Origin of the sequence: Butyrivibrio sp. AE3009 (assembly GCF_000420845.1) — a bacterium.
In the GTDB taxonomy this organism is placed as follows: Bacteria; Bacillota; Clostridia; order Lachnospirales; family Lachnospiraceae; genus Butyrivibrio.
In genome coordinates, this window is the sequence record NZ_ATVS01000071.1 from 1 (window position 1) to 8,338 (window position 8,338).

The 8,338-nt window shown below is 46.5% G+C and carries 8 protein-coding genes and 1 riboswitch; of the genes, 5 read left to right on the forward strand and 3 right to left on the reverse strand.

Annotated elements, in window-relative coordinates; genetic code table 11:
• Positions 1-52: 52 nt before the first annotated feature.
• Positions 53-502, reverse strand: coding sequence for a chemotaxis protein CheW (locus G588_RS0117915; protein ID WP_022780065.1), 450 nt, complete (start codon positions 500-502; stop codon positions 53-55).
• Between the two features lie 319 nt (positions 503-821).
• Positions 822-897: riboswitch (cyclic di-GMP riboswitch) on the forward strand.
• A gap of 139 nt (positions 898-1,036) precedes the next feature.
• Between G588_RS0117915 and G588_RS0117920 the strand changes: the two genes are divergently transcribed.
• The 3 genes from G588_RS0117920 to G588_RS0117930 all read left to right on the forward strand — a co-directional run bounded on the left by G588_RS0117920 (position 1,037) and on the right by G588_RS0117930 (position 5,511).
• The gene (locus G588_RS0117920; protein ID WP_022780066.1) at positions 1,037-2,785 is read left to right on the forward strand and encodes a methyl-accepting chemotaxis protein; all 1,749 of its coding nucleotides are present in this window, start codon (positions 1,037-1,039) and stop codon (positions 2,783-2,785) included.
• Positions 2,786-2,917: 132 nt separating this feature from the next.
• Positions 2,918-4,624, forward strand: coding sequence for a PP2C family protein-serine/threonine phosphatase (locus G588_RS20920; protein ID WP_051139973.1), 1,707 nt, complete (start codon positions 2,918-2,920; stop codon positions 4,622-4,624).
• 224 nt (positions 4,625-4,848) lie between these two features.
• Positions 4,849-5,511: a transposase gene (locus G588_RS0117930; protein ID WP_022780067.1), complete on the forward strand. Its 663-nt coding sequence runs from the start codon at positions 4,849-4,851 to the stop codon at positions 5,509-5,511.
• Position 5,512: 1 nt separating this feature from the next.
• On the opposite strand, the gene G588_RS0117935 is transcribed toward G588_RS0117930, so the two are convergent.
• Positions 5,513-6,727: a hypothetical protein gene (locus tag G588_RS0117935; protein ID WP_022780068.1), complete on the reverse strand. Its 1,215-nt coding sequence runs from the start codon at positions 6,725-6,727 to the stop codon at positions 5,513-5,515.
• Between the two features lie 97 nt (positions 6,728-6,824).
• Here G588_RS0117935 and G588_RS23305 point away from each other — a divergent pair, with 97 nt between their 5' ends.
• Both G588_RS23305 and G588_RS0117940 read left to right on the forward strand, forming a co-directional pair.
• Positions 6,825-6,959: a hypothetical protein gene (locus G588_RS23305; protein WP_278246669.1), complete on the forward strand. Its 135-nt coding sequence runs from the start codon at positions 6,825-6,827 to the stop codon at positions 6,957-6,959.
• Between the two features lie 106 nt (positions 6,960-7,065).
• Positions 7,066-7,890 (forward strand): CPBP family intramembrane glutamic endopeptidase, encoded by an 825-nt coding sequence (locus G588_RS0117940; protein ID WP_196805010.1) that lies wholly within the window; start codon positions 7,066-7,068, stop codon positions 7,888-7,890.
• A gap of 46 nt (positions 7,891-7,936) precedes the next feature.
• Here the strand turns inward: G588_RS0117940 and G588_RS0117945 are convergent, their stop codons facing one another.
• Positions 7,937-8,221, reverse strand: coding sequence for a hypothetical protein (locus G588_RS0117945; protein ID WP_022780070.1), 285 nt, complete (start codon positions 8,219-8,221; stop codon positions 7,937-7,939).
• Between the last annotated feature and the right edge of the window lie 117 nt (positions 8,222-8,338).

Here is an 8,338-nt window from a genome sequence, read left to right on the forward strand (position 1 = left end):
TTGTGTCTAAACTGTGAATTGGGGTCAGACCCCAATCACACTTTGGACACAATTAAGCAAGGAATCCAAGATTAACCATGGAATACAGCTCTCCGTCGATCTTGCCAACGCCGCTTACAAGGTACTCGCAGCCCTTAAGGAAAGCAGATGATTCCTTGATTTCCTCATCGGCAACAGAGATCACGTCCATAACCTGGTCAACGATGATTCCGACCTGCTTGTTCTCCTCCAAAGTAACAACAACGATCTTGGTGCTACGTGTGAAAACATCATCCTCAAGACCCATCATACGACGAAGGGAAAGCACAGGGATCACCTCACCGCGCAGGTAAATGATTCCTCTGTAATGCGCCTCAGCACCGGGCATGCCTGTGATCTGAGGAAGTTCGATAATAGTATTAATGGAAAAAATATCAATTGCAAAGTTCTCATCGCCAATCTTAAAAGCGATATACTTTTTCTCTTCTGTCACAACATCATTGTAAACTGCAAGCTCGTTCATTGTTACCCTCCTGAATTAATTTCGTTATCATAATTTTTTAATATATTTTTTATAATTGTTGCGTCCATATAATTACATATAGATAGCCGCTAAGTCAACAAGTAATTAACTTTTAACCGATTGCCAAAAACGTGAAACTATGTTGCCGGAGCCGTTTCTTCATATTATATAGAATCACATTCGAAATAATTCTGTTGTAAATCTTCAACAAAGGATTATTGTTTTACAGTTATTCTTTTGACATGATTTATGAAAAAAATATAAATTAAAAATTAATATTGCATTAAGCGAGCGTCTGAAATATAATGCATTTTGTTGTTGAAATATTGGGCAAAGCAAGCGAAAGCTTGTGGCGCAAAGCTATAGGGACTTTAACATGTCAGCCAGTTGCATTCTTATTCGATAATGATCTGATCGGGGCAATACCCGCAGATCGATTTCGAAACGAATTTTTCAGAAGCATGGGACATGTCTCCCATGCTTTTTTGTGTTGAGTTTTATTGTTTGTAGAAATACGAACAGAAAGGAAATGAAATGAAAAAGAAGAGTAGAAACATGGTCCGTGGTATTATTCTTATCGCATCAGTGCTTGCGATCGCTATGTCTGCACTGATCGGTTACATCGGATTCAACCACATTCAGAGCGCATATTACACATCTTTCTCAGAGGGCCTTCAGGCAGCCGCTATCCTTCTCGAGAATCAGATCTCTAATCAGTACGAGGGTGACTGGTCATTATCAGAGGATGGCCAGCTTCTTAAGGGCGGCGTTGCTGTACATGATAACTACCAGAGACAGCTTGATAACCTTAATAAGCAGACCGGTATGCATTTCACTATTTTCTACGGAGATACACGTTATATTACTTCTCTTACAGATGCTACCACCGGCAAGCGTATGGAAGGCACCAAGGCCTCTGATGCAGTAATCGCAGAGGTTCTTAGACACGGAAAAGAGTACCTTGCAAAGAACTTCGAGATCGGCGGACAGAACTGGTACGCATACTACCTTCCTCTTAAGAACTCTGACGGAACCACAGCAGGTATGGTTTTCGCAGGTCGTGATACAACTATCGTAGCAAAGAACATGCAGGCAGCCGGAACAGCGATCCTTGCCACATTCCTTCTTTTCTTTGTATTTAATCTGATCGTTGCCCGTCTTATCATCTCAAGAACCAGCAAGGCTATCCGTGATATCGTTGATGGCCTCCAGAATCTTGAGGAGGGTGAGCTTTCCTTCTATATCAACGACAGAACCTTCAATCGTAAGGATGAGCTTGGTGTCATCGCATCCAGCTCCGCTCAGGTTCGTGACAAGCTTCAGGACGTTATCAGTGCTACAAAGAAGCTGTCAGAGGACGTTACAAAGTCAGGTGAGAGCCTTGCTACATCAGCAGAGTCTGCTTCAAGAGTTGCAGAGCAGGTTACAACAGCCGTTGAGGATATCAGCCGCGGCGCAGCTTCACAGGCAGAAAGTGTAGAAAACTCAGTAAACAACACAATAGAGATGGGCGACAGCATTGACGATATCACTGACAGAATCGAAGTTCTTTCAGCAGCAGCTAACGATATGATGACAGGCGCTCAGCGTACAGTTGATACTCTTGGCAGCCTTATGGACAAGAATGTTGACGTTATGTCTTCAATGCAGGATATCAATACACAGATCCGCAACACCAACGACTCTGTAAAGAGCATCGCAGAGGCTTCTAACATGATCACAGAGATCGCGGAGCAGACACACCTTCTTTCTCTTAACGCTTCCATCGAGGCTGCAAGAGCAGGTGAGTACGGCAAGGGCTTCTCAGTTGTTGCTTCCGAGATCGGTAACCTTTCTAAGCAGTCAAAAGAGGCCGCTGTTTCAATCAAGTCAATCGTTGAGCTTCTTGTTGAGGAGTCTCAGAAGAACGTTCAGATCATCGAAAAGCTCAGCGAGAGCATGCAGGAGCAGAACGAGCAGCTCACCAACACCAAGGATGACATGGATGCTGTCGTAGAGAACGTTAACAACGTAGATCATTCCACAAAGCAGATCTCAGAGAAGATCCACCTTCTGAATCAGCTTAAGACAAGCTTCGCAGATATTATCCAGGAGCTTTCCGCAATTTCTCAGCAGAACGCAGCTTCTACCGAGGAGACAAATGCTTCTATGGAAGAGCTCAACGCTACATTCTCACTTATCAGCAACGCTGCCAGCGATCTGCGTGATATGGCCGAGACTCTTAATGAGAAGATGGCATTCTTCTCACTTCAGAGCCAGGAAGAGAACCAGAAGACAGCTTAATATACCGCAAATGTGAAAAAACTGTGATTGGGGTCTGACCCCAATTCACAGTTTTTTCACATTTGCAGATACTCGTGGTATGATTAATACAGCATACACATACCAATAATTCTTTTTTGTGGGGGAAAAAGATTGAGTATCAACAAGAACCATTCGCTTGCCGAAAAAGCAAGATCTTTTACACTTCTTAGCTGCGTCGCCTTCGGAATCGTGGCGCAGATCATGGCTCTGACCTTCTACGGAGTCTCAAACACCAAACAGCTTATAAGGGTCGCGGAGTCTGCGGCAATGCAGGCGGCAATGAGCGCCATTCACGGTGCAGACAGCCTTGGTTTTTCCCGGGAAGTTATGGATATATATAACGGGCTCAGCGATGAGGAAAAAAATGCAGTCGGAACCCCGGCGTACCTTGAGCACTTCAGTTCCATCGACACAGGGAGCGACAGCACCTACAGGCGCCTCATCAACATGCTGGCGGGAACCAAGGAATACCACAACGTCTACGCAGTGTACATCGCCATGTACGATGAGCAGAATTCGCGCATAGTCTACATCGCCGACGCCGACGACATTGACGGACAGGGCATCAAGCCCGGAGAATGGGAACCCGTCAACAAAAAAGGCATGATGAAGTTCCTAAACCACAACGACAGCAGAACGCTCTACGACATCGCCTGGATCGACAAATACGGCTTTTTGTGCTCAGTGGCAGTGCCCATGAAGGACAGCGCCGGTAACCTCTGCGCCTTTATGCTGGTGGACATTTCCATCAGCGAAGAGATCACCCTGATGGTCAAATTCTTTTTCCAGCTGCTCATCGTCCTCGGCGCCGTAACCGTCCTGATTTCCTACACTCAGAACAAGCGGATCAAAAAAGGCCTCGTAGAGCCCATCAACCGCATCGCCCAGGCATCATCGGATTACGTCAAGCACAAAGAAAGCGCCACCGGCGAGAAATCCTTTTTTTCCACCCTTGATATCCACACCGGCGACGAGATTGAGAACCTGTGCAACGTTATGTCTACCATGGAAAAAGAGATGCTGGACTACGAGACCAATCTGACCAAAGTCACCGCCCAGAACGAGCGAATCGAGACGGAGCTGTCCCTTGCAACCAAGATTCAGCTATCCATGATTCCGCACGATTTTCCACCTTTTCCCGACAGAAAAGAATTCGACATCTACGCCAGCGTTGAGCCCGCAAGAGAGGTTGGCGGCGACTTCTACGACTACTTCCTGATCGACGATGATCACCTGTGCGTGCTCATGGCAGACGTTTCGGGAAAAGGCATCCCAGCCGCTCTTTTCATGATGATTTCCAAAGTCATTATCCAGAGCTGCGCCATGCTTGGAACCTCCGCTGCGGAGACCCTTAACAAGACCAACGAAGCAATCTCATCAAAAAACCAGACCGACATGTTCGTAACGGTCTGGCTGGGAATTCTGGAAATCTCCACCGGCAAGCTTACCTGCGCCAACGCGGGCCACGAGTACCCGGTTCTTAAACGCTCCGGCGGGGAATATGAAATTTACAAAGACAAGCACGGCTTTGTTATCGGCGGCATGGAAGGCACCCGCTACAAGGAGTACGAGATCACTCTGGAAAAAGGAGACCGTCTCTTCCTCTACACCGATGGCGTGCCGGAAGCCTGCGACGCTTACAATAACATGTTCGGCACAGAGCGCATGCTTGCTGCTTTGAACGAATCCGGAAGCGGCTCCGAACCCCCGTCGCTCCAAGACACCCTTACCAACGTGCGATCAGCCGTCAGCGATTTCGTCAAAGACGCCGAGCAGTTCGACGATCTTACCATGCTGTGCCTGGAGTACCGGGGCTAACTTAAGAATTTTGAAGTGGGCATGTTCATTTTGATATGCTCACTTTTTTATGCGCTTGTTTTTTCTTTTGCCATGTGATATCCTATCGGTGTTGCGATAATCTTTCGCAATTTCATTAACTCCAATCAGGTACAGCCAGACATTTCTTGTCACGGCTGATTCCCAACTATTTGGACCAAGAGATAACACTTAAACGCAATAACACTAAAAAGGAATGACACTATATGGCAAGACCTAGAAGAATCTGGTACAAAGGCGCAGTTTACCACGTCATGAGCAGAGGCAACAGAAGAAAGCTAATTTTCAACAATGATTCAGACTACCTACGTTTTTTACGGTGTGTCAAAAAAATCCAATCGGAATCCGGTTTCAAAATCCATGCCCTCTGTCTTATGCCCAATCATTTCCACATGATCATCGAAACCGGCGAGACGTCACTTAGCATAATCATGCAGAAAATCCTCAGTATTTATGTTGAAGGTTATAACAAAAAATACAGCGTGACCGGGCATCTTTTTGAAGGCCGCTACAAGGCCAAGCTCATCGAAGATGTACCGTACTTTTTGGAAAGCAGTCGCTACATCCATCTCAATCCAGTCAAAGCAAACATGGTCGTTTCTCCGGAAAAATTCCTGTACAGCAGTTACTGTAAGTACGTCAATTCGTATTTTCCCGCAATAAATAATGCGCAAAAGCTCATAATAAGTTCCATTTGGAATCTTACCGAAACTTCGCGCATTTTAGGTTTTTTCCCAAAAAAGCCCCATGAGCGGTATCGCAGATTCGTTGAGTCCAGAGTTTCCCACAGAGAGCAGGAACAACTGATCCAGAAAGAATTTTGCGAAGACGACAACTGGGTGCCTTGGGAGAGAAAAAAGCGTGGTTAGATTAGTCTAATGTGCTGTAGAAAGAATCAATATTCTCTTCCGGAAGTACAACCGGATCCCAGCCAAAATCCTTGTAAGAAGTGATGCTCAGATTGTTGGCGGCTACATAGTTGGCGATGATCTGGGCGCGGGTTGCTTCAGTGGCCTCAGAGTCGGAGTATGCCTTCATAAAAGCATCGTAGTGCTCGCCGAAGATCTTTTTTGCAGTGGGTTCAAAGTCTGAGCCGTCGCCAACCTGCTCGAAGCTCGTCACTTCATAATCGCCTGACTCGGTGGTCTTTATATGAATGCATCCGGGAAAAGAGCCGCCGCCCAGAGTCTCAAGCACGTCGCCGTTGAGGTTATAATTGTAGAACCAGAAATCGCCGTAAACCTTGATGTCGCTGCTATCACTATCATCCTCGCACAGAATCACCGGGCAGGGAATCGACACATCGCCACGATCGAAGTACTGGCCCAGCTCCTCATCAAGGTAGCTGTACAATACCAAGTAAAAATATTCAGGTCCCGGATACTCATATGCCGGAAGCTTCGCTGCAGCCTCCGTTGTAGCTTCTGCTGCGGCCTCGTTCGCGGGGTCAGTCGCTTCTTCCACGAACTCTAACGTATCAAATATCGTTGCGAAGGCGTCGCTGACAGCGATATCCATCTCCTCGTTGCCGCTTTTGTGGCCGGTGAACTCAAAAAGGAGCGCACCCTCGAGGTAGTCTCTCGTAAATCCTACCATATACAGTCCTGATCCCTCGTCGCCGGCGGGAAGATACACATAATAGCCCTTAACGTCCTCAGTCCCGGGGAAACGTGTCTCTGTCATAGTAGCAGCCTCGCCCCACTCAGACACGTAGTCCTTGGCGGCCTGCTCTGCATCCTTATCGATTGTGTAGGTTACCATCAGAATGTTTGTGCCTGCGCACTCACCTGTGTAGGAAAAGGCCATCTGCGCACCGCCGCCGATTACCTCGATGCAGCCGGGATCATACTGGCATTTCCATTCGTTGGGATCCTCATAGACTTTGTACTGAACCTCAGGAACCTCCGACACCGCATCATCAACAGCGGTCTGGTCCTCAGCAGCATCCACTCCATCAGCCAGCGGAACCTGCTCCGGCTCAATCACAGCCGCTGTCTCCCTACTTCCGCACCCCGTCACAGCTGCCATTACCATAACTGCAGCCATCACTCTGGACAATACTTTCGTTACCTGTAATTTTCTCATATTTAATTCCCTCCTCATTAGGCGTCCTCAAATTTTCACATCTGTCTTTCACATCTGCAAACAAATATTAGCAAACGGATTATCACAAAAGTGTCACATGCCACATCCCCCGTGGCTTCGCTCTGTAGAAAAGAACACCTACCTCTCATTATACCCCAATTTTGGCAGCATCTCCGGTTTTGTGAGGCTGGATGAGGAAGATTGCAGGAAGATATATGAGATGATGGTGTGAGAAGAGAATGAAATTCACTTTTGGTGATTTTCATTGTATAATAATTTGCTTGGGGCTTGGCGCAGGGAAAGGGATTAATAGATCTAAGCAGGAAGGTTATTATTTAATGGACTCTATACATACTTTTTTCAAAAAACATGTATCTATCGCGATCGTAGCAGTATTCATCGCGGAGCTCTCCCTCTACGAATTAATGTGGCAGCTGGGAACAGCCCTACACTTTAGCTTCGGCACCTCTAATCAGTCATATTTCTTTGCCGAGATCCTTCTGAAGGTTCTTCCTGCATTACTGATCGCCTTTTGTATAGGGACACTGGATTCGCTAAAGGACCCATTTAAGAACCTTGGGAAAAGTCTTTTATCCGGAGCATGGATACTGATTATCTCAGTGCTGGGCAGTATTGTTTTTTTGATAGATGAGTTTGATAAAGGAAAGATGTTAAAAGAACCATCTCATATCGTATATTTTGTTTTGTTCCTGCTGATGGTCGGTCTGTCAGAGGAACTACTTATGAGAGGCACCATAACCAGACTTCTTGCGGGTAAATTTAGCAAAGAAGGCAAGGGAAAAGTGATCACGGTCCTGATCGGCGGGCTGCTCTTTGGCCTGTATCATTTTTCCAATTATTTCTACAGCCGGGATCTTGAGGCTACGCTTCTTCAGATGTTGGCGACAGCCATGATGGGAATGCTGTTATGTGCAATATATGTTAAATGGGGAAACCTGCTGGGAGTTATCCTTCTCCATGCGGCGCTGGATTTCATGACTATGTCGCGGTACGGCCTGATTGCAGGGATGTCCATTGCGGACAACAGGACTTCCGGTGGCAGGGGTGACCTTAAGCAGACTCTTATCAGTAATTCGACTTTTGTTATAGCGGCTATTGTTGTTATGATGCATGGGAAGAAAAAAAGACAGGTTTGTAGATAAATAGAGATGGTTCAATCGCAGGGGGGATTGAACCATCTTTTTTGTATCAGCCCTTGAGCCTCATCATGAAGATGGAGTATTCATCGTTCTGGAAGTCAAGATCGGGGGAGTTCTCACCGCCGCCGTTGGTGCTGCGCTTGATCTCGGCGTAGAATTCCTCACCCTGGTTGACGATGTCCATGACGGAGAGCGGGATGCCGCATTCTGTGGCTATGGCGCAGAAATCGTGCAGGGGATTGGCGGATGCGGAGGTGGCCAGGAGCTTTTCTTTTAATGCGTTGTCTTTGGTTGCTTTTTCAAGTAGCAGGTCTAGTTTCTCGGTGATTTCCATATGTTCTCCTCCTTGTGATGTGGGGTAGTGTCAAATTAACTACCCGTTTTTTAGTTCTAAAACCTTGATTTATCGGGAGTTCAAAATAAAAAGAGCATTGACCTCCCTTTTTGGTAT